Source organism: Vibrio genomosp. F6, assembly GCF_005146325.1.
Lineage (GTDB): Bacteria > Pseudomonadota > Gammaproteobacteria > Enterobacterales > Vibrionaceae > Vibrio > Vibrio cortegadensis.
The window spans coordinates 179770-201770 of sequence record NZ_SYUT01000024.1 but is presented as its reverse complement, the minus strand read 5'-3'; the positions used below and the strand labels follow the sequence as shown (position 1 = coordinate 201770).

General features: G+C 43.2%; 17 protein-coding genes. 9 read left to right on the top strand and 8 right to left on the bottom strand.

The annotated features are described in order from the left end of the window. Positions 1 to 24 precede the first annotated feature (24 nt). Complete coding sequence (locus FCV43_RS09785; RefSeq protein WP_113798540.1) at positions 25 to 306, bottom strand: pyrimidine/purine nucleoside phosphorylase; 282 nt, start codon at positions 304 to 306, stop codon at positions 25 to 27. Positions 307 to 557: 251 nt separating this feature from the next. Here FCV43_RS09785 and FCV43_RS09780 point away from each other — a divergent pair, with 251 nt between their 5' ends. Further along, complete coding sequence (locus tag FCV43_RS09780; protein WP_113798542.1) at positions 558 to 1031, top strand: DUF2850 domain-containing protein; 474 nt, start codon at positions 558 to 560, stop codon at positions 1029 to 1031. A gap of 376 nt (positions 1032 to 1407) precedes the next feature. Further along, entirely contained in the window at positions 1408 to 3957 is a 2550-nt protein-coding gene (locus tag FCV43_RS09775) for a glycosyl hydrolase family 18 protein (protein WP_136995046.1), read from the top strand. An 87-nt stretch (positions 3958 to 4044) separates the two neighbouring features. Here FCV43_RS09775 and FCV43_RS09770 read toward each other — a convergent pair whose 3' ends face one another. From FCV43_RS09770 to FCV43_RS09740, 7 genes are all read right to left on the bottom strand, one after another. Then, on the bottom strand, positions 4045 to 4896 hold the full coding sequence (locus FCV43_RS09770; RefSeq protein ID WP_136995045.1) for an alpha/beta fold hydrolase: 852 nt from the start codon (positions 4894 to 4896) through the stop codon (positions 4045 to 4047). 134 nt (positions 4897 to 5030) lie between these two features. Further along, complete coding sequence (locus tag FCV43_RS09765) at positions 5031 to 5627, bottom strand: TetR/AcrR family transcriptional regulator (protein ID WP_113798772.1); 597 nt, start codon at positions 5625 to 5627, stop codon at positions 5031 to 5033. A gap of 57 nt (positions 5628 to 5684) precedes the next feature. Beyond that, complete coding sequence (locus FCV43_RS09760) at positions 5685 to 6245, bottom strand: DNA mismatch repair protein (protein WP_136995044.1); 561 nt, start codon at positions 6243 to 6245, stop codon at positions 5685 to 5687. Positions 6246 to 6265: 20 nt separating this feature from the next. Then, positions 6266 to 6652, bottom strand: coding sequence for an MAPEG family protein (locus tag FCV43_RS09755; RefSeq protein WP_136995043.1), 387 nt, complete (start codon positions 6650 to 6652; stop codon positions 6266 to 6268). Between the two features lie 129 nt (positions 6653 to 6781). Continuing rightward, on the bottom strand, positions 6782 to 8962 hold the full coding sequence (gene glgB / locus FCV43_RS09750) for a 1,4-alpha-glucan branching protein GlgB (RefSeq protein WP_136995042.1): 2181 nt from the start codon (positions 8960 to 8962) through the stop codon (positions 6782 to 6784). Positions 8963 to 9155: 193 nt separating this feature from the next. Next, positions 9156 to 11333 carry a 4-alpha-glucanotransferase gene (gene malQ / locus FCV43_RS09745; protein WP_136995041.1) on the bottom strand — a complete coding sequence of 726 codons (2178 nt, stop codon included), beginning with the start codon at positions 11331 to 11333 and terminating at the stop codon, positions 9156 to 9158. Between the two features lie 136 nt (positions 11334 to 11469). Then, positions 11470 to 13923, bottom strand: a complete 2454-nt coding sequence (locus FCV43_RS09740; protein ID WP_017052248.1) for a glycogen/starch/alpha-glucan phosphorylase — start codon at positions 13921 to 13923, stop codon at positions 11470 to 11472. A gap of 545 nt (positions 13924 to 14468) precedes the next feature. Here FCV43_RS09740 and malT point away from each other — a divergent pair. From malT to rsgA, 7 genes are all read left to right on the top strand, one after another. Beyond that, a complete protein-coding gene (gene malT / locus FCV43_RS09735; protein ID WP_136995040.1) occupies positions 14469 to 17177 on the top strand; it encodes an HTH-type transcriptional regulator MalT in 2709 nt (902 codons plus the stop codon). A gap of 74 nt (positions 17178 to 17251) precedes the next feature. Further along, positions 17252 to 17407, top strand: a complete 156-nt coding sequence (locus tag FCV43_RS09730; protein ID WP_017052246.1) for a DUF3012 domain-containing protein — start codon at positions 17252 to 17254, stop codon at positions 17405 to 17407. A gap of 456 nt (positions 17408 to 17863) precedes the next feature. Further along, positions 17864 to 18787 carry a DUF368 domain-containing protein gene (locus FCV43_RS09725; protein ID WP_136995039.1) on the top strand — a complete coding sequence of 308 codons (924 nt, stop codon included), beginning with the start codon at positions 17864 to 17866 and terminating at the stop codon, positions 18785 to 18787. A gap of 141 nt (positions 18788 to 18928) precedes the next feature. Beyond that, a complete protein-coding gene (locus FCV43_RS09720) occupies positions 18929 to 19390 on the top strand; it encodes a hypothetical protein (RefSeq protein WP_017052243.1) in 462 nt (153 codons plus the stop codon). Then, a complete protein-coding gene (locus FCV43_RS09715; protein WP_136995038.1) occupies positions 19387 to 20007 on the top strand; it encodes an SCO family protein in 621 nt (206 codons plus the stop codon). Before FCV43_RS09720 ends, FCV43_RS09715 begins: the two co-directional genes overlap by 4 nt. A gap of 6 nt (positions 20008 to 20013) precedes the next feature. Continuing rightward, entirely contained in the window at positions 20014 to 20457 is a 444-nt protein-coding gene (locus tag FCV43_RS09710) for a copper chaperone PCu(A)C (RefSeq protein ID WP_113798562.1), read from the top strand. Positions 20458 to 20819: 362 nt separating this feature from the next. Next, positions 20820 to 21881 carry a ribosome small subunit-dependent GTPase A gene (gene rsgA, locus FCV43_RS09705; RefSeq protein WP_170961636.1) on the top strand — a complete coding sequence of 354 codons (1062 nt, stop codon included), beginning with the start codon at positions 20820 to 20822 and terminating at the stop codon, positions 21879 to 21881. The last annotated feature ends 120 nt before the right edge of the window (positions 21882 to 22001 follow it).

The window sequence follows — 22001 nt, the reverse complement described above, 5'->3', positions numbered from 1 at the left end:
TCAAGCGACGCTATCAGCAGAAAATTATAAATATTCACACAGATAGGCAGTCGTCACTTCGACTTTCAAATCAAATGATGAATCACCTGTGACATTAAATGATTCGCCTGATGAAAATGTCGTCCATTCATTTTCACCTGCGCGTTGTATTGTTAACGCACCTTTTACGACCGTCATTTTCTCTGGTGCCGCCGTCCCGAATGTATATTCCCCAGGAGCCATCACGCCTACGCTACTTGTCTCATCTTGTTGAGTAAACGCCAATGATTTAACATTGCCCTCAAAGTAGATATTTTCCTTAATCATATGCTTTCCTTGTCCTATTTGAGCGATTGTTTCGATGTGAATTCAGGTTGTATCTGATTTTTTATCCGTAAACAAGTATTTCAATCGACTAATCTTTCAGCGAGACACATTGCGTTACCCTTATTATTGAGCACTATGTCAATATTTTTACAAGGTTATCTTGTTATTCAGCTCAATGATTAACAAGCTATACTAAGGCATCTACCGCACAATACCGCTCTCAACGTCCAGTGCGCACAAGCAGGATCTCCATGACGAAAACACCTAAAACAAAGGCAACGCGCTCATCCATTTTCCTTATTCGCGTCTGCTTCATTTTATTTGGCAGCGCTGTGTTTTCAGTGGCTTGTTATTTTCTCTTTTCATCCTATCAGGATCACGTCAATCCTGAACAGATATATGGTGACTGGATTGAAATTGGCGCTCCAAAATATCAAACCGATATACTGAATTTTTCTTCGAAGGGTTTCACACATAACCATCGATTAATCAGCACTAAATTTGATTATGATGGCAAAAAAATCCATATTAAAACCAACGCAGGTGAAACCACCTACGAACTATCAGGCACTTTTTCTTCACCACAACTATTGAGAATTGTTCCTCGTAAACCGAGAGTGACTTTTATTAAAAAAGGCTACGAACATACTATCGAGGATGATCAAAGCAATGCGATACAAAGCAGAGGAAAGGCGCTTTCTGAGCACTTCAATGCATCGAAATAGATCGATTCAAACGTTACAAATGTCCCATCCAATAATGATTGGATGGTGATAGCCTATGAATATTTCAAATTAAAACAGTATCAATTTAGTACCTTTAAATCAGCGGTTTATTTTTAAGACCGTCAATTAAACTTGGACTGAAGATAAACTTTCTTATGCAAAAACATGTTTGCAGGTTTCTCTTTTTTCCGCCTCACTCGAAAAGCATTTTAATTTTTCGCCTAAAAAATAAAGTATCTCAAATACTAGCCTTGATGTTCTTCAATATCTGAAAAACAGCTTATGTTTCTTCCAAGAATACCCCTGTATTCCAAGTTCCATTTTTTGGGAATACCGTTTTCTTGGACGTTCTTATTCAAGGGATGAGATAAATATTATGAATCGTTTTACTTTGTGCGCAGCAAGCATTGCCACTGCTCTTTCAAGTGCAGTAATAGCGGCACCTGCTACCCCGAGCATTGATATGTACGGCTCGAATAACCTACAATTTTCAAAAATTGAACTCGCAATGGAAACCACTTCTGGCTACAACCAGATGGTGAAATACCACGACTTAGCCACCATTAACGTTAAATTTAATCAGTGGAGTGGAAGTTCTGGCGATACTTACAAAATCTACTTTGATGGAATTGAAGTCGCGACGGGGCCAATTAAAGGCAGCCAAACAACGGCCAGCTTCCAATACGGGAAAGGTGGTTTGTATCAAATGGAAATTGAGGCGTGTGACGCAACAGGGTGTAGTCGTAGCGCACCTGCTGAAATTACCATTGCAGATACAGATGGATCGCACTTAAAACCATTAACAATGAATACCGATCCGAACAATAAGTCATACAGCACGGATCCAAACACAGTAGTTGGTACTTACTTTGTTGAATGGGGTATCTATGGTCGAGACTATACAGTAGACAACCTTCCGGTCGATAATCTCACGCATATTTTATACGGTTTCATTCCAATTTGTGGGCCTAACGAATCAGTAAAAACCGTGGGAGGGAATAGTTACAACGCCTTAATGACAGCTTGTAACGGAGTCAACGATTACGAAGTGGTCATTCACGATCCTTGGGCTGCATTTCAAAAAAGCTTCAAACAAGCAGGCCACGAATACAGCACGCCGATTAAAGGTAATTACGCCATGATGATGGCGATGAAGCAGCGCAATCCAGATCTTAAAATTATTCCTTCAATTGGCGGTTGGACGCTTTCCGATCCCTTCTTCGACTTTACAACCAAAGCCAATCGCGACACTTTTGTGGCTTCTGTTAAAAAATTCCTCATTACATGGAAGTTCTATGATGGCGTTGACATCGACTGGGAATTCCCTGGTGGCGGTGGTGCCGCGCCTGATCTAGGCGATCCAGTGAATGATGGCCCGGCTTATGTCGCTTTAATGCAAGAGCTACGCACCATGTTAGATGAGCTTCAAACGGAAACAGGCAAGAGTTATGAGTTAACTTCAGCGATCGGTGTGGGTCACGATAAGATCGAGGATGTTAACTACGGTGAGGCGATCCAATACATGGATTACATCTTTGCCATGACTTACGATTTTTATGGTGGCTGGAACAATGTATTAGGTCATCAAACCGCTCTACATTGCGGAAATTTCATGTTGCCAGGCCAATGCGATGGCTCAGGTGTCGATGCAAATGGAGAAGCCTTTAAAGGCCCAGCCTATACGTCAGACAACGGTATTCAACTGCTATTGGCGCAAGGCGTACCAGCGAATAAGTTAGTTCTTGGCGCTGCCATGTATGGCCGAGGTTGGGAAGGCGTAATGCCATCTAGCCTGACAGATCCGAACGATCCAATGACAGGCGTAGGTAACGGCAAGCTCAAAGGGAGCACCGCTCAAGGCGTGTGGGAAGATGGTGTCATTGATTACAAAGGGATCAAAAACCATATGCTTGGAGAAAACAGCCAAGGTATTAATGGTTTTGAGTATGGTTATGATGAAGTTGCAGAAGCTCCCTACGTTTGGAACCGTTCTTCAGGTAAGCTCATCACATTTGATGATGCACGCTCAGTTAAAGCTAAGGGAGCCTACGTTCGTGACCTAGGATTGGCCGGACTATTTTCTTGGGAAATCGACGCTGATAACGGTGACATTCTAAATGCGATGCATGAAGGGTTAGCGGGTGGTTCAACGATTCCTCACAACAAAAAACCCATCGCTGATGCAGGGATTGATCAAACCCTGATAGGTCCAATCACAGTAACTCTTGATGGCTCTTTGTCCAAAGATATGGATGGCACTATCCGCACTTATGAGTGGAAACAGATATCGGGTGAGACAGTAACATTAACGGATGCTAACCAAGCAAAAGCAAAGTTTGCCATTGATGAAGTCAGCCAACAGCAACGCTTAGTCTTTACTCTCACGGTCACCGACAATGAAGGCGCAACGGCCATTGATGAGATCGTCGTGACAGTTAACCCTAAAAACACAACCCCGATCAATACTCCGCCAGAAGCTAAAATTTCGGCACCAGCATCCGTCAACGCTGGTGGTTCCGTTATCATTGATGCTTCAGCCTCAAGCGATGCGGATCAAGATGTACTCAGCTTTACTTGGACGATACCACCAAGCATTAATGCGACGGTTCAAGGGGATAAAGTGATTTTCACTGCCGCAGAATATGCCCAAGACACACCGCTAAACTTTACTGTTAACGTGAGTGATGGTGTTGCGAGTTCATCAGCCTCGGTTTCTGTCATCGTTCTCAAAAAGATCACTGATGGTGGCGATACCTGTACCAACCTTTGGGATTCATCAGCGATATATACTGGTGGGAATCAAGTGACACACGACGCGAAAACATGGGAAGCAAAATGGTGGACAACAGGTGAAAACCCAAGTCAATCAGGCAAGTGGGGAGTATGGAAGCTCATTGGGGAAGCAAACTGCTCTGTCTCTAAATAGCGAAATGGCTCGCTAACGTTTTGTAGCGGTCAAATAAAGCCTAACGCATCACTGTCGTTAGGCTTTTCTCTATTGAGTCGATGAACGCTAAATTAACTTATCGAAACTCTCCATCACCTGTTGGCACTTCATAACGCGCCCATGGCCTTGTCCTTGAGTCGTCACAAGCGTTACTTTTTCCATTTCATTGGCTGCCTGCTGCGAGACTTCATGCTTAGTAAATCTATCTTTCTGATCATGAACGATATACGTCTGCGCCTCTCTCTGACGGAGTTTTTGCAGTGGATCGATAGATTGAAGTGGGTAGTGATATTGCTCTTGTAACTCAGACACAATCGCTTCAAATAGCTTCATTGAGTAGCCAGATCGAGCCACACTGCCAAACAAGTTATCCAAATAATCAAGCACAGGCGCAATTAATAACATAGGCACATTTTGAATCTTCGCGTGGCGGCACTCTAAAGCCGATGCCGTTCCCATGCTGTGTCCAATCACACCAGCTACGGGTTGTTCTATTACGCTATCAAGAACAGCTTCAAGTCCATTCACAAATGCGGGAATATGCCCATAAACACCATCGCTGCCGCCATGCGCAGGATGATCATAAGCCAAAGCAGTAAACCCTTTGCTCGCGATATGCTCCATTAGCGGATAAAACTGACTCGCCGTTCCAGACCAGCCATGAGTTAACACCCATACAGGGCCAGCGCCTAGGGTATACGTCTTTAACGTCCCTTCCTTACTTTCGACTTCACCGCATACTAACCCTTGCGGTTGGCTGTTTTTCGCTTCTGTTCGAGCTGGGGTTAACAGTAATTTACGCGCCGTTTTTTTTGCATGACTAGGCGCCACGGTATGATGCAACCGAGTAGTCACGTTGACTAAAGTGCGCTTCAAACTGAACTTGCCTGAGGTGTTAAAATATATTTTTTCGCTCATCTATGTGCCTTATCCTTTCAGCCTATGAACAAAAACAAGATCAATTTAAAAGAACGACCGTGCTTTTTATGAAAATTAAAAAAGGAGGTAAGCCTCCCTTACATTATAATTTATGTTGGATGTCGCAAGTGCCTCTATTGGGGAATTTTCCAACTAGAAATCAAACGCTCTACCCCTTCCCAAAAGTGACGCTGGCTCACGTCTTCTCCTTGCAAAGAGTAAAATAAGTTGGCGCTGAGGTATAAACCATACAATTCAAATGTGGCTTGCTGTGGATCTAAATCAGCACGAAATTGCTGATTATCAACCCCCTTTTCTACCTGAATGGTTAAGTAATGAATCCATGTCGCGATGGATTTTTGCAATGCTTGTTGAATGGCACAAACATCCGCTCCGGCATCTTTCCACGCATCGATAAACATACAGCTACCTTGAAAAGAGTGATTCCATCCCAGCCAATTTTTGAGCAAGCTTTTTAATTTAGCCTCAATATTGTCATCACCCAGTAGCCTCGCAGGCGCTATCACCCGCTGGGTAAAAATCAGATTAGAGAATTCCAACACCGACAATTGCAGGTTTTCTTTAGAATTAAAGTGAGCAAAAAGACCACTTTTAGACATCCCGCACTCTTTGGCTAACTCGCCAATGGTTAAACTTTCTAATCCATTCTTACTCGCCAGTTCAAATGCGCAATTGAGAATATGATCTTTGGTTACTTTACCTTTACTCATCATTATCCAGACTTATGTTTACACTCCATTTTTAGCACGTTCGTTCTTTTTTGCCAATTATTTTTTGTCATGATGATCTAACAACTGTGTCGCATTCGGTTTACGCGCAAGATCTCTTGCTAAGATCAACGCCAAACCAAATATTTGCAAAAACAGAGCGATATTTTTATAAAAAGCCATGTTGTCGCTCGTCACTTGCATCAACTCAGCAACCGCAACATTATCAAGATAGAAGTCATCAATTCGGTCACGCTGAGTTTGTTGTGCTAAGTTAATGAGCGTCATTATTTCAGATAGATTTTCAATGCTAATTTTAGGCACTTCCTTCCCAACCCAAACCGCCAGTTGCCCGCGTAAAACTTCATCCAATACCGAACTGGTAAAGGCAGACTCTAAGTCGGTTTTATCCACATGCAATAAGATTGATTCACGCTTGCGCTCTAATGTTTCAATGCTATTCCAAGAAAGCTGAATCGAATACATGTTACTTTCTTTCTGCTCAGCAAGTTGTGCAAGTTCCGCAGATTGTTTATCCAAAACTAAGCTAGACGTAATAATCGCAAGAATGTTAAGGATCAACCCAAAAAGCACTATCACCCATGCTGGTGGTATTCTCATCTGCGTTTTCCTCCTCACTTCTACCACAACTTCTCAAACGGCAAATAAACAATATTCAAAACGATCAAGCTCACCATCGCTAAAAAAGTCAGTTTCATGCCATTCACCCGGCCCGACATCTTCTCTTTCAATAACCCTTTCGCATGCATCACGCGCCCTATCACGAATACCACTCCTACAAGATGCAGCAGCCATGAAGGCGCACCGTTAAACTCAACCAGAGCCATCAAAATAAGCGTAATAGGAATATAGTCCATTGCATTACTTTGCGCCGATCTAGCGATTTGTAACCCTTCTACTCCACCATCCGAATACGCAACTTTGTTGCTGCGTCTCTGTTTAATGACTTCTATCGCCAGCCAAATCATCATGCTGGCTAAAATGGAGGCGTAAAGTGCTGTGATCATGCATTTATCCTATCTGTTTTTATGTAAGTTAACGTTAAGTTCTACTTGAGTTATGAATTCGAAGCAATAAAAAACCCAACCGAAGTTGGGTTTTGTCGTCATTCAGATTTAAAGTCTAATACGATATATTTAGCACTTTTTGTAGAAGACGGTCGATAACGGTGGGATACGAAGTGATAGCGACTGCGCTAAGCCTTCACTTTCAATCGCTTCCGTTTGAACCGTTTGCATCACCTCAAAGCCACTACCATTATATTTCGTGTCATCGGTATTCAGCAGTAATTCGTAGCTATGATCCGTCGGTACACCAAGGCGGAACGCTTCGTGGGGTACTGGCGTAAAGTTACTGATCACAAGTACTCGCTCACCAGATTCACTGATACGTTCGTGAGCTAAAATGCTCGCTTCTTCTGCGTCTTGAAGTCTCCATTCAAACCCTTTTGGGTCAAAATCTTGATCATGCATTGCCGCTTGCTCTCGGTACAACATATTCAGATCTTTAGTCAGCGTCTGCACACCTTGATGGCGAGGGTAATCGAGTAAGAACCACTGCAATTGGTCATCGTGATTCCATTCTGCGGTTTGACCAAATTCCGCCCCCATAAAGTTAAGCTTCTTACCCGGTTGACCGTACATATAACCCATGTATGCACGCAAGTTAGCCGTTTGCTGCCACTCATCGCCAGGCATTTTATTATGGATTGAACCTTTACCATATACGACTTCATCATGAGACAAAGACAGAACATAGTTCTCGCTATGAGCGTAAACAAGCGGGAACGTGATGGTATTATGGTGGTATTTTCGGTTAATAGGATCTTCTTGAATATAAGAAAGGCTATCGTGCATCCAACCCATATTCCACTTAAATCCAAAGCCTAAGCCTCCCATAAAGGTAGGCGCAGAGACACCCGGGAACGCAGTCGATTCTTCAGCAATCGTCATCACATTCGGGAAGTGCTTGTACACTTCTTCGTTCATCCATTTCAGGGTTGCAATCGCATCATAGTTTTCGTTGCCACCGTCTTGGTTCGGGATCCACTGGTCATGGCTACGCGAATAATCTAAGTAAAGCATCGAAGCCACCGCGTCTACACGTAGGCCATCAATGTGGAACTGATCAACCCAATAGAGTGCATTCGACACTAAGAATCGACGAACATGTTCACGACCTAAATCGTATATGTATGAATTCCAATCTTGGTGCCAACCTCGACGAGGATCTGGATCATGGAACAGTGGCGTTCCATCAAAATTAGCCAAACCATGATCATCCGATGGGAAGTGAGCTGGAACCCAGTCCAGCACAACGCCAAGGCCTGCTTGGTGACATTGATCGACGAAATATTTGAAGTCATCAGGTGAACCAAAACGACTGGTAGGTGCAAATAAACCAACCGGTTGATAACCCCAAGAACCAAAGAATGGGTGCTCAGAAACGGGCATTAATTCAACGTGTGTGTAACCTAAACCTGTCAGGTATGGAATAAGCTCTGCAGCAAGATCTCGATAGTTTAAGAACTCTCCATTCGCATCGCGTTTCCATGAACCAGCGTGCAGTTCATAAAATGATAACGCTTCTTTGCGTTTCTCAGTTACTGGGCGGTTTTGCCACTGTTCATCTTGCCACTCATAACGGTCATGGTCATAAGTAATAGATGAAAATGATGGGTATTGCTCTGAATAAAAGCCCCATGGATCGGCTTTATGAGGTAGACCTTCACCATTTGGACCTTTCAGCTCAAATTTATATTGAGCGCCTTCCTCAAGGTTTGGAATAAACAGCCCCCAGATGCCGTAATCTAAACGTTGCATTGGAAAACGACGACCATCCCACGAGTTAAAGTTACCCACTAAACTCGCTGCCGTAGCATGCGGAGCATAAACCAAGAAACGTGTACCTGAGATCGATTTACCATCACGCTCAAGAGTAATGAATTGCGAACCCATCTGCTTATACATCTCTTTGGGCGTATGAAGCTCTTCATACTCGGCATACAATTCATGGTACTGATACGGATCATCTAGAATCTGCTCGGTGCCCGACCAATCAATGGCTAATTGATAATGTGTAAAACGCAGATCACGCTTACTCTTAAGAATAAAGCCACTCTCTTGATCGCGTTCTAATTCAATTCGAGGTTCCTTGTCGATGACTAACTCAACTTTATTTGCGCCCGGAATCCAAACTCGTAATGCACCATCCTCTGGCGAAATAAACGGGCCTAAAAAAGAAAACGGGTCAGCAAACGAAGCTTGAGAAAGTTGACTGTATGCTTGTTCTTGCTTTGAAATAGTTGTTATTTTCAAAAACTCTCTCCCTAACCAAACTTCAAAAAATATTAAAATTATATATAAAAAATGCCCGCTAAATGTGCGGGCATTATAACGACAATCCATTTTACAGGACTACGCTTCATGATAGAGTGACCTAAGCGATAGTTTCGTCTGCAACCGTAGGAAACTACTGGTATTTTGTCTTATCTCACTCTATTCAATCATCTTATTTGCTCGCTTTACTGCGCACTTCTGTTAAACGTGAAGAGATACGATTCACGTCTTCACGGCTGAACACTTCATCTAGGTTCATTGTTAGCTTACGACGCCAGTTAGGGTATTCATTAACCGTACCCGGGATGTTTACTGGCTTGTCCATTTCTAACCAATCTTCAAGTTGAACGCTAAGCAGTGTTGAAGAACCTGCCGCAACATGAACTTGCAAAGCTTCACTTAAATATGAATCCATAGGGACTTGACTTGCATCACGGCCAACACCTTCAGGCAAGAAACCGTGCCATGCTACAGAATCTAGAATACCTTGCTTGCACTCTAAACGGTCACTAAATAATGTTTCAAGCTGAGCTTCATCTGGATACAAACCGATTTCACGACCCGTTTTCAGATCATCACAGTGCCAGAATCCGCGAAGCGTTGGCATATCATGCGTACATAGTGCCGACATTGATTGTGACGCATAGTGCTCAGGTGAAATAAACCCGCCATCTTCTGCTGTTTCGAAGAAGAAGACTTTGTACGAGTGAACACCGGCATCAGCAAGAATATCAACGATTTCATCAGGAACGGTACCTAAATCTTCGCCAATTACAGAACACTGGTAACGGTGAGATTCAAGAGCAAGGATCGCAAGCATGTCTTGTACTGAGTAGTACATGTATGCGCCTTTGGTCGCGTCTTCACCTTTTGGAATCCACCATAGGCGTAACAGACCAAGTACATGGTCAATACGCAACGCACCACAATGTTTCATATTTGCACGAAGCAGTTGAACGTATGCGTCGTAGCTAGTCTCTTCTAACACTTGTGGGTTTAGCGGAGGTAAGCCCCAGTTTTGGCCTAGTGGTCCAAGAATATCCGGTGGAGCACCGATGCTTGCATCCATGACTAGGTTGCCATTATCAGCCCAAGTTTCAGAACCTGAATCAGCAACACCTACAGCAAGGTCACGGTACAGACCTACCGCCATGCCTTTCTCTTCAGCAAGTGCTTGAGCTTCATTGATTTGAGCGTCAGCAAGCCATTGTAAGTACATGTAAAGTTGTACTTTATCCTGGTTGTCAGCAATGAACTTCTGTACGGCGCTATTTTCAAAGCGACGGTATTTCTCAGGGAAGACAGGCCAGCCCCACATATCCGAATTCTCAGCATGTAATTCAGCATGTAGCGCATCAAACGCTGCTTGATGAATTAGGCTTTCACCACCGAGTTCGATGAAGTCTAGGAATGCCATTGCTCGTTCAGTGTTTTTATCTAAATGACGAGTTTTGAACTCATTAAATAGAAGCGGTAAAACACTCATTTTTAGAGCTGCAACTTCTGTGTAGTTTACCCAATGAGATTCGCGCGCTTTTTGTAAACGCTGTTGGAAATCGGCACTGCCTACTTGTTGCTGAGCTTCTGCACTCAACGCAAACTCAGGTACTGAACTCACATCGATGTAGAGAATATTTAACCAACGACGTGAAGATGGGCTGTATGGACTCGCCCCTTCAGGGTTCGCTGGAAATAGTGAATGAATTGGGTTTAAACCAACAAAATCACCACCACGTGATGCAATGTCGCTAACCAGTTGTTTCAGATCGCCAAAATCACCAATACCCCAGTTATGCTGAGTGCGTAAGGTGTATAGCTGAACACTTGGTCCCCACATCTTTTTACCATTTTCAATGGCAGTTTGTTTGAAACAAGATTTAGGTGTAATAATCAGCGTCATCACATAAGGTGTTTTACGACGCTTACGATTAATGATTAATTTATGATATCCCCATGCCAAATCACTTGGCAATGCAAACACTAAAGGGCCACCCTCTGCGCGTTCATCGCGAACAACTTGTGATTGAAGATAGCCTTCAAGTACCTCTCCTTGTTCGGTTTCTAAACGCCAGCTAAACTCACTTTCACGAGCACTAACACCTAGATTCAAAGCCACTTCTACTGGCTCACCGTCACGCAAAACAAGAACTGGGTCAATTACGTCTTTTTTGTGTTTTTTCTCTGCTGATTTCAACAAAGTTTGATCATTTGTGGTGTCATAGCCTAGCGCAGCTAACAAGCTCAAAATTGTCTCATCAGATACAGCCGCTTCGTCGCCCCACGCGCTTACATAGCTATCGGCAAGATTCGCCATTTCCGCGACTTGTTTTAATACTGATTGTTCTTTCATCGCTCTCTCCGAAGGTACTTCTTTCGCCTTCACTTTTGTAGGGTTAAAACTATCTATTGGTCTTTCTTTTTATAATGACAATTGAAATCAATGTCAGAAAAGCCAAGGCAACAATGGTTACCTTGGCTTCTTTCTATTAGCGGTTTACTGCTTCTAGTTTCCAGATGTTGTTCACGTAGTCGCGTATTGAGCGATCTGACGTGAATTTACCAACCAATGCCGTGTTAAGAATCGCTTTCTTAGCCCAACCTGCTTGGTCTTTGTACTGCTTGCCCATATCTTCGTGAGCTTGAACATAAGATGCAAAATCCGCAAGACATAGGTAAGGGTCACCACCATCTAGCAGGCTATCAAATGTTGCACGTAGAAGACCTGGTTGACCTGGAGTGAACTCTTCGCCAGTCAGTAAATCTAACGATGCTTTCAGTAATGGGTCAGCATTGTAGTAATCGTATGGGTTGTAGCCCTGAGCTTTCAGAGCTTGAACACCTTCAACTTCTAGGCCGAAGATGTAGATGTTTTCATCACCAACTTCTTCACGAATTTCAACGTTCGCACCATCCATCGTACCGATGGTTAACGCGCCGTTTAGAGCCATCTTCATGTTGCCCGTACCAGAAGCTTCTTTACCTGCAAGTGAAATTTGCTGAGAAACGTCTGCTGCAGGGATGATGATTTCAGCCATGCTTACACGGTAGTCAGGGATGAATACCACTTTAAGCTTGTTACCGATGCGAGGATCGTTGTTGATCTTCTCTGCAATCTTGTTAACCGCGAAGATGATCTCTTTCGCTAGGTGATAACCCGGTGCTGCTTTCGCTGCGAAGAAACATACGCGTGGCTCACACTCGAAACCAGGTTCGTTAAGAATACGGTGGTACAGAGATAGAATGTGTAGCAAATCTAGATGCTGACGCTTGTATTCATGTAGACGTTTGATTTGCACGTCGAAGATAGCGTTAGTATCAAGTTCGATACCCATGTTTTCAGAAACCCAATCAGCAAGGCGCTGTTTGTTTTCTTTCTTAACAGCCATGAACTCTTTTTGGAATTTCGCGTCTGTTGCAAACTTAGCAATGCCTTCAAGCTGCTCAAGTTTAGCAGGCCACTCAGTGCCGATCTTACCAGTAATTAGCTTAGATAGGCCTGGGTTACAGAACTTCAACCAACGACGTGGTGTGATACCGTTCGTTACATTAGTCAGTTTACCTGGGAAGATTTCGTTGAACTCAGGGAACAAGTCTTTCTTAACCAATTGAGAGTGCAGTGCTGCTACACCGTTTACTTTGTAAGAACCAATCACACATAGGTTTGCCATGCGAACCATGCGGTGGAAACCTTCTTGGATGATAGAAAGCTTCGCTTGCTTCTCACCGTCACCAGGCCACATCTTGCGAACTTCTTGCATGAAGCGGTGGTTGATTTCAAAAATGATTTCCATGTGACGTGGAAGTAGGCGTTGAATCAGTGATTCAGACCACGTCTCAAGTGCTTCTGGAAGTAGTGTGTGGTTCGTGTATGCGAACGTGTGAGCACTGATTTCCCAAGCTTGGTCCCAAGATAGACCTTTCTCATCGATTAGGATGCGCATCAATTCAGGAATTGCGATCGTTGGGTGCGTATCGTTAAGCTGAATCGTTTCTTGCTTAGGCAGATCTTCTAGAGAGAAACCTGCTGCTTCGTGACGACGCAGAATATCTCGAACAGACGCTGCTGAGTGGAAATACTGCTGCATCAGACGCAGTGTCTTACCTTTCTCGTGGTTGTCGTTCGGGTAAAGTACTTTAGTGATGTTACCTGCATCGATGAGCGAGTGTTGCGCTTCGAAGTAATCACCGTTGTTAAAGCTTGCTAGTGAGAATGGTGCAATTGCCTGACATTCCCAAAGACGCAGTGGGTAAACCGTGTTTGATTCGTAACCTACGATAGGTAGATCCCAAGGCATTGCTTTTACTTCCATACCTGGAACCCAAGTACGTACTTCTTTACCGTCAATGAATTCAACGTCTACATGACCGTAAAAACCAATGTGTTGTGCTAGCTCTGGACGAGCAACTTCCCAAGGGTAACCTTCAACACCACGCCATGCGTCTGGTGCTTCTTGTTGACGACCATCTTGGAAAGACTGTTTGAATAGACCGTATTCATAGTGAAGACCGTAACCTACTGTTGGGTATTCTTGAGCGGCACAAGAATCCATGAAACAAGCAGCTAGACGACCAAGACCACCATTACCTAGTGATGGGTCGCGTTCTTCTTCTAGAAGGTCAGTTAGATTTTGGCCTAACTCTTCCATAGCACCTGTAATTTCTTCATACAGACCCATGCTGATAAGGTTGTTACCTGTCAGACGGCCAATCAAGAATTCAAGCGATAAATAGTTTAAGCTTTTTGCATTTTTAATCTTTTCATCGTTCTCTGTTTCTAACAAATCGAATGTTGTTAGTTCAGCAAGCGCACGGCCCATTGCTAGATACCATGAACGGCTATCGGCAGTATCTACTGTTGTTGCGTATGTTGCTGATAAATGCTTTTTAACACTTTCTTGGAACGACACTTTGTCGAATTTTTTTTGTTGAGTAGGTTTCATTACCAAAGTCTCACTGTAGTTTTTAATCCATCTGTGCCATATCTTGCACGCTCTCTTATAACTAAGCATCCTCCTAGTTTTGCTCGATACAAGGAGGAGGAGTCAGGGCGTAGAGGGCGTACTCGCACCTAGTTAGTGATCTAAATCCCATGTTGATTACGAATCACTAATATAGGAGTGATTGCGATCACACCAGCTACGATTTCACTCTGTTAAAACTTGATGAAATTTCTGATTTGACCTCTAAAAACAATTATTAAATATGCCATTCGGATCACGCTTAGAACTCGGATATTACATAACTTGCATAACTTCTCGCGTAAAAGTAGTGCCCGAATAATATTATAATGCAAACATTAGGTGATAAGGTTCACAATTAAAGGGCGTAGATGCACCAAAAACCACCAAGGCGTCATAATTACGAAGTGGATCAAAGTCTGTAGACTTTTTAATCCAGTAATATTCTAAATAGAACGTATTTTCGAAGTATTTTTATAGACTTTGTCTAACAATAATAACCAACCCTTACAGGCTGAATTAAAGACATGTGGATTCCTTCAAAATTGACTCGCCCCGGACGATTGCATAACGCTATAGTGAGGCCGAGAGTATTAGACCTCTTGCAACAAGCACCGTTCTATAAGCTTGTTCTGTTTCGCTCTCCTGCTGGTTATGGAAAAACAACCATGGCTGCACAATGGCTGTCAGACAAACCCAATATCGGCTGGTACAGCATTGACGATAGCGACAATGATACCTTTCGCTTCATTAACTATTTATTGCAGTCGATAAATAAAGCGACACAACAATCCTGTCCTAACTCGCAAGTGTTAGCTGAGCGCCGTCAATTTTCATCTTTGCACTCTCTCTTTAGCGAAGTATTCGCTGAGATGTCCACTTTTCACCAAGAGTGCTACCTCGTATTGGATGATTATCACTTAATCACCAATGACGAGATCCACGAAGCCATGCGCTTCTTCTTGAAACACATGCCAGACAATCTCACTTTAATTGTGACCAGTCGTGCGACGCCTCCGCTTGGAACGGCCAACCTACGCGTTCGCGATCTGATGATTGAAATAGGTAATGAGTTACTCGCTTTTGATACTGAAGAGACCACGCGATTCTTCAATCAACGAGTCACGGATGGGATAGATGATGCCACTGCAAACAATTTACGCACTTATGTAGAGGGTTGGCCTTCTGCGCTGCAGTTAATCGCTTTGCAAGCCCAGCATCAAAAGCGCACGCTGGCACAATCAGCTGAATCGGTTTCTCAATTTAGCCACGCTCATTTATGGGACTATTTAGTCGAAGAGGTATTTGACCTTTTAGATCAAGATACACGTCACTTCCTAATGCAGTGTTCTGTTCTTGATCATTTCAATGATGAACTCGTTTGCGCTCTCACACAGCGTGATGATGCTCTGGGGATGATCGAATCTCTGAACCGCTACGGGTTGTTCATCTACCCATTAGAAGGTGAACACAACTGGTATCGCTTCCATAACCTTTTCGGAGAGTTCTTGTCACACGAACGCCAAGCGCGAATTCCACAACAAGAACAAGATCTACACCGAAGTGCAGCCAAAGCGTGGTTAAAACTCGAAACACCACATCAAGCTCTAAATCATGCGCAAAAAGCCTATGATGGGGATTTGATCGCACATATTTTAACAACTTACGGTTGGAAGATGTTCAACCAAGGTGAGTTAGCGGCTCTTGAGTCTGCAATCAAAAAGCTAACCAAAGACCAGTTATACAGTGATTCTAAACTGTCGATTCTTCAGGCATGGTTAGCACAAAGCCAGCACCGTTATGATCAAGTTGGGACTCTTTTAGCCGAAGCAGAAGCAGAGAGAAAAGAACGTAATATTGAGCTAAACACACAACAGCAAGGCGAGTTTAATGCCTTACGAGCGCAAGTAGCGATTAACAGTAATAACCCTCAACTCGCATTAGAAATGGCGGAACTGGCACTAAGCCAACTCGATACCACCATCTATCGCAGTCGTATTGTTGCGACCTCCGTTGTTGGCGAAGTGAACCATGTGCTGGGCAACTTAAGCCGAGCGCTTCCTATGATGCAGCAAACCGAAAAACTGGCGCGTCAATACCAAGTCTACCATCAAGCGCTATGGGCAATATTACAGCAAAGCGAGATACTAATTGCTCAAGGTTATGTTCAAGCCGCATTTGAACTTCAAGAATCAGCATTTAAACTCATCGAAGAGCATCAGCTTCAACATGTTCCTTTGCATGAGTTTCTACTGCGGGTTCGAGCGCAAGTTCTGTGGTGTTGGAACCGTTTAGATGAAGCTGAAGAGTGTTCATATAAAGGACTAGATATCCTAGGTAATCACTCTCCAAGTAAACATCTACATAGCTATTCTATGCTTGCTCGGATCTCAATTGGGCGAGGTGAACTAGACAAAGCATCGCGATTTATCGATCAAATTCTACATTTGCTAAAGCAATCAACCTACCACGTAGATTGGACAGCGAACGCTTCACTCTCTTTGCTTTTATATTGGCAAGCGAAAGGGAATAAGCAAGCGATACAAGAGTGGCTCGATACCGCCGTGCGTCCAGAAAAAGCAAGCAACCATTTCTGCCAACTGCAATGGCGTAATATTGTTCGCGCACACATTAGCCTAGAACAGTACGACCAAGCGCAAACGGCATTAGACTTTCTCACTCAAGAAGCCCTTGATTCAAATCTGATCACAGATACAAACCGCAACTTAATCGTTGAGGCAGTGCTTGCCGTTCAGTTGCAAGAGGAAGACCGCGCCAAAGCATTGGTGAAAGAAGCCCTGAGCATGACCAATCAAACTGGCATGATTGGCAACTTCTTAGTTGATGGCGCTACGATTGGACATCTACTTGAGAAACTCAGCAATAAACTTGAACTTGGCGATCTAGAACGTCACCGAGCTCAACAGTTGATGAAAGACATTTCGACAACTCAAAGAAGCCGTTCGGTTCACTTTGATGAAGAGTTTATTGAAAAGCTGATCAACCACCCTAATATTCCTGAGTTGGTTAGGACAAGTCCTCTGACCCAGCGGGAATGGCAAGTTCTTGGCCTAATATATTCAGGTTTCAGTAACGAACAAATTGCTCAGGAGCTTGATGTAGCCGGAACAACGATCAAAACCCACATTCGAAACCTATACCAAAAGCTCAATATAGCGAACCGAAAAGAGGCGATCAGTACCGCTGAAAACTTGTTGCAGTTGATGGGATATTAACTCGAAATAAACTAAAGTAGATGTAAACATAAGGCTGGTGCGAAAACATCAGCCTTTCTAATAAGGAGATAAAAATGAAAAAAGCATTGATCGTATTGTTCATGGCAGGACAATTAATGGCATGTACCGAAGTCGGCAGTAAAGAGTGGTGTCAAGATATGCAAGATAAACCTAAAGGCGATTGGACAGCGAATGAAGCTGGAGATTTTGCAACACACTGTATTTTTTAAACAAGCGCACGTCACCCGCTTATCCAATAGATCTTTAAGCAAAAAGCTCTGTTAAAAAATAGTTCTGTTAAAAATAGCTCTTTAAGTAAAGCTGCAGGCAAAAAAATAGCCAATCGCAAAAAGTGGCAATTGGCTTATATATACTGTGAACAAAATTTATTCACTAACAACGTCAGTTGGCTAGGTGACCCTCGGCTTAAGAAGGGTCGATATAGATTATGCAGTATATGTGCCAATTATTAAATACCTATTTTTGGTAGTATCTCCCAATAAATCAATTTTTCTTATTCTTTTTTTGCAAACTGCATTCCTATTTTGCGAACCGTTTCAAAAAGCAATGCATTCAGTTGCTATGACTCAATGGTGAGCACAAAGCCAACATCCTCACCTTATTCATATTTTTTCTACACGAATATTTGTATACTGCTCAGCACTCTTATTTAACTAGTTAAAGTAATGAACTACTTAACCACTTTTTTTAAAGGTATGGCGATGGGGGCGGCCGATGTTGTTCCTGGCGTTTCTGGCGGTACGATCGCATTCATCACCGGAATATATGACACCTTGCTTGAAAGCATTCGCCGAATAAACCCAAGCGTGTTTGGACTATGGCGACGAGAAGGCTTCAAATCTGCATTTGCTCATGTAAATGGATTATTCCTAATCTCTCTTTTTGGAGGCGTTCTCACGAGTATCGCCACATTAGCAAAATTAATTTCATGGCTACTTGTCACTCACCCAGTACCCTTATGGTCCTTTTTCTTCGGTCTCATTCTGGTTTCTGTCTTCCATATCCTTAAACAGATCGAGAAAAGAGATGTCACGAGATTTATGTTTCTACTACTCGGTGTCATTTTCGCCTACAGCATAACGGTTATCAGCCCGCTTCAACTTGAGCCAACAAGCCTCAACGTTCTGTTAGCAGGTGCGATTGCGATATGCGCGATGATTCTGCCGGGTATCTCAGGCAGTTTTATTCTGCTATTAATTGGAATGTATACACCTGTACTCGCGGCTGTAAAAGGCTTCCAAATCGACGTACTTGCGTTGTTCTTAACTGGTTGCGTACTAGGATTACTTACGTTTTCTCACGTATTGTCTTGGCTATTAAAATCGTTTAGAGATTTCACATTAATATTCTTAACAGGATTGATGATTGGAACCCTACCAAAAATTTGGCCTTGGAAAGAAACCATTAGTTGGCGTATCAATTCGAAAGGTGAAGAGGTGCCTTTAATTCAGCACAACCTCTCCCCTTTTGATTTCGAATCAGTGACAGCTCAGCCTTCCCAATTAGTACTCTCCATTGTGATGATGTGCTTCGCGATAGGGTTAGTTCTTGGACTAGAAAAGTTTGCAGAGCGCAACCAACATTCATAATCCCCAATGATTAAAAACAAGCGGAGCTATAGGCTCCGCTTTTTCTTTCTGACCGTCACCACAAATTTCTCCATAATTACAGTCACCTACAATTAGCTGTGATAGCATCTACTTTTATAGAATTACACGTGATGCTCTAACATGGCTTCTGATTCATCGGTCAACGCTTCCTTTTTACAACATCCAGCGACAAAAATCATCGGCATCGCACTCGCGGTGGGCATCGGTTTTTTTGCCTCTGATCTCTCTAAACTTGTCTCTCAGCCAAAAACAAAAATGATTGATGACTATTGTATGGTCACGACTCAAACTTGCTCGCAAAACCAAGTAGGTATGACGCTCAGCCGAGACGCTGCGCAACCTTTACTTCCTACGGTGTTTAGAGTCGAATGGCCAAATACTGATGCTTCTCAGCTAGTCCTAAACCTGCAAGGGGTTGAGATGAATATGGGGACTGCTCGATTTAGCCTCGCCAAAATAGCTGACGGAATTTACCAAGGGGAGATTATTCTTCCTATCTGCACCATTGATGAGATGACATGGGTAGGCGAGCTTACCGATGGAAAAACTACCGTTTACCCTGCATTAAGGATGAAAAGATGAGCCGAAATTGGTCACTAATACTCGTTGTTGCGTTTGCTCTTGGCTATGGTGTCAAAGCCTATTTAGATGGGCAAGCGTCTATTCGTTTAGAACAGCAACAAGCCGCAGCAGAACAACAAGCAGCCAATACCGTATTATTTGGGAAAGATAATCAAGAAGTCGCTATTTTTGACCCTCAAGATCCGCGCATTCGTATTGTCTATTTTGGCTTCACGCGCTGCCCTGATGTTTGCCCTACATCATTAGCGATGTTATCTGGCGCTCTCAATGAAATAGATCCACAGCAGCAATCCCAACTGCGCCCTATCTTTATCTCTCTCGATCCTGAACGAGATGCCGCTGATGACTCCTTTAAATATGCACAATATTTCCACCCAATGATTGAAGGGCTATCGGCCCCTCTAGAGATCACGACAACTCTTGCTCATCACTATGGCGTGATCTTCCGGAAAACAGAACTAGAAGGTTCTCAACTTGAATATACGCTGGATCACAGCTCTTACTTCTATTTCTTAAAACCCGATGGAACGCTAATCAAAAAAGTGCCACATACGCTTTCTCCAGCGCCAATCGTGGAAGCGATAAACACTCTGACCCAAACCTCTCCAGAAGGATAAATATCAATGAAGCTCAAAACCCTACTTTTGACAGGACTATTACTTAGCCCTCTTGCTCAAGCTAATATGGACATCATGACTCATCACCCTTATGCACGAGCAACACCACCAACGGCTGTGAATAGCGCGGTATTTGTCTCTCTGATGAACCACACAGATATCGATCGTGTGCTTGTTTCTGCCACAACACCCGCAGCAGGAAAAGTAGAACTGCATGATGTGATAAAAGATGGCGATATGATGAAAATGCGCCAGGTTAAGCAGATCACAATACCAGCAAACCAAACGGTTGAACTGAAACCAGGTAGCTTGCATATCATGTTATTTGACTTAGCTTCACCATTAACGGAAGGCAGCAGTATTGATGTCGAACTTACTTTTGCCAATGGTGAAAAACAGACCATGCAAGCTCCAGTTAAAAAAGTAATGAGTGGAATGAAGCACCATTAATACAGTGAAAAATTTCAACAAAGGGCTGGTTTATCCCGCCCTTTTTGCTATGCTTTGCGTGCAATAATTAATCTTAAATTTTTGGAGGAATAATCATGATTGTATTGAAAACGACTAGCCAGGCAGAAAAGCAGAAGTAATTGGTAACAACGCACTCGACCCATGGTTTTTAACTAAACGCTATAACGTGTGCTCAATTTTTAAGCTGTTCAAATCAATCAACAGTTTATAGACATAAAACACTTCACCTCTTCTTTTCTTTGCCCGGTCACTTAACCGGGGTCCGACATATTTCGAATTCGACCCTAACATTTTTCTAAGACGTAAATGTTCGTATTTTCACGTCTGGGGTATACGTAATAATGAATTCTAATCTAAATTTATCTCATCCAATGTCCTTACAACAACTTGGATGGCAGCCTGTTTTTCAGCAACAACTTACGCTCGAAGACTACGAATCAAATGTCATCGCGCGCATTACCGCGCATCACAGAAGCAGTTATACATTAGCAACAGAGCAAGGGGAATTATCTCTTCCAATCCATCAAAACCAGCCACTAATGACGGTTGGAGACTGGATCATTCTGGACGCCAACCAACAATTTCTTAGGTTACTAGACCGACAGTCACTGTTTAGCCGAAAAGCCGCTGGCAGCAAAGTGGCTGAGCAATATATCTCAGCCAACATCGATACGGTCTTCATTGTTGTTTCACTCAATAATGATTTTAACTTAAGTCGAATTGAACGTTATTTGGCAATGACGAATGAAGCTCAGGTCGAATCTGTGATCGTATTGACGAAAGCAGACCTATGCGATGATGTGGAAGCAAAATGCCAACAAGTTCAAAATCTAGACCCTATGCTTATGATTGAAAGCGTGAATAGCCTTGATCACGCCAGCGTTCAAACCTTGAATGCATGGTGCAAGTTAGGACAAACCGTCGCGTTTATGGGCTCTTCTGGGGTTGGCAAATCGACCTTAGTGAATACCTTGATGCAAAGTGATGATCAAGAAACGGGTGGCATTAGAGAGGACGACAGCAAAGGGCGACATACCACCACATCCCGCTCACTCCACTGTATGCCAAACGGTGGGTTACTGCTGGATACTCCGGGAATGAGGGAGCTTCAATTAGCCAACTGTGCTGATGGGGTCAGTGAAACGTTTTCCGATATAGAAGCGTTAACAAAGCAGTGTCGCTTCTCTGATTGCCAACATCAGACCGAACCTGGTTGTGCGGTACAGAAGGCTTTGGAATCAGGGGAACTAGAGCAGCGTCGTTTAAGCAACTATTTAAAGTTGCTCAGAGAACAAGCTCGCAATGGTGCCACACTCGCTCAGCAACGAGCCCATTATAAACAGTTAGGAAAAATGTACAGAAATGTGCAATCAGAAAGCCGAAGTAGGAAGAAAGGCTTCTAGAGCAGCACTCTCTGTCACTATATCGGCTAGCCTTAACCCGCTAGCCGACATTGAGCCAATCACTATTCGGCTAAACCCCATGAATGACGTCTAAATCGACAAACGCCCCTTCAGCGCAAT